We start from the raw sequence: 1,270 nt of genomic DNA, 5'->3' as shown, positions 1-1,270 counted from the left end.
ATCTCAAACCTTAGAGCATATTCCATTACGTTGGCATTTAACCTTTGAGAATTTACAACAATGGCCAATAGCTAAACCTAATCCGGCAAGAGCATTAACCGATTTAGAAGGGAATCAAACTGAACAAAAAGTTAGCTTTTTAGGTAATGTTATTCGTCATACTATCTTGGGAGCAGAATTATTTCCAGATAAAGGTTTTAATTTAAGATTAGGATATAATTTTAGACGTGCTGAAGAATTACGTATAGAAGATCAAAGAAACTTTTCTGGTATATCTGCGGGATTCTCTATTAAACTTAATAAAATGCGCTTTAGCTATACACACGCTAAGTACAGTGGAGCAGCCAATTCTAACTTCTTTGGCTTGCAGATAGATTTAAGGTAGTATTCTTAAATATTTCGGGAAAATCAATAAAACTCTAAACGTATTATACTTATTTTTACACCAGAAATTCATAATATGCAAAATATTACCATAGCCATAGACGGGTTTTCCTCTACAGGAAAAAGTACCATAGCAAAACAACTTGCAAAGCATTTAGGATATATATATGTAGATACAGGAGCAATGTATCGTGCGGTAACATTGTTTACAATGCGAAACGGTTTTATAGATAGTGAGCATTTCGATGTTGTTGCTTTGGTTTCTAAACTTAATGAAGTAGACATTAGTTTTACATTTAATGCAGAGTTAGGCTTTGCAGAAGTCTATTTAAATGGAGAGAATATAGAAAAAGAAATTCGTACACTAGAAGTCTCTAGCTTTGTTAGTAAAGTAGCAGCCATCCCAGAAGTGCGTTACCAATTGGTAAAACAACAACAACAAATGGGTAAAGATAAAGGTGTAGTAATGGATGGTAGAGATATTGGTACAGTAGTATTTCCTCATGCAGAATTAAAATTATTTATGACTGCCTCTGCTGAAAAAAGAGCACAACGCCGTTATGATGAGCTAATAGAAAGAGGAGATAAAGTAACTTACCAAGATGTACTAAGAAACGTACAAGAACGTGATTATATAGATACGCATAGAGAAGATTCTCCATTAGTAAAAGCAGAGGATGCTATAGAAATAGATAATTCTAATTTAACTTTAGAGTCTCAGTTTGAAAAGGTCTTGAACATAGCTATTAAAACCTTAGAGAGTTTATAATATAACCTTAAATTGCAAAAATAGAAGTATAAAAAAAGCGAATCGATATCGATTCGCTTTTTTCTTTTATGTTGTTGTACTATAAGTTAGGGATAACAAGCTCTTGATCTGGATGTA

At 32.8% G+C, this 1,270-nt stretch carries 1 protein-coding gene and 1 pseudogene; both read left to right on the top strand.

What is annotated here, in order from left to right; all coding sequences use genetic code 11:
- Window positions 1-385: pseudogene (locus ACVC2P_RS03920) on the top strand (type IX secretion system protein PorQ); the annotation flags it as partial.
- A gap of 75 nt (window positions 386-460) precedes the next feature.
- Window positions 461-1,153, top strand: a complete 693-nt coding sequence (cmk, locus tag ACVC2P_RS03915; RefSeq protein ID WP_452597180.1) for a (d)CMP kinase — start codon at window positions 461-463, stop codon at window positions 1,151-1,153.
- The last annotated feature ends 117 nt before the right edge of the window (window positions 1,154-1,270 follow it).

The organism is Pontimicrobium sp. MEBiC01747, from assembly GCF_053601635.1.
Note: the sequence above shows the minus strand (reverse complement) of the source record. Positions and strands in the feature narration are given on the sequence as shown.

Coding starts and splice junctions, on each gene's coding strand:
- cmk (WP_452597180.1), top strand. CDS start 461: ATGCAAAATATTACCATAGCCATAGACGGGTTTTCCTCTACAGGAAAA.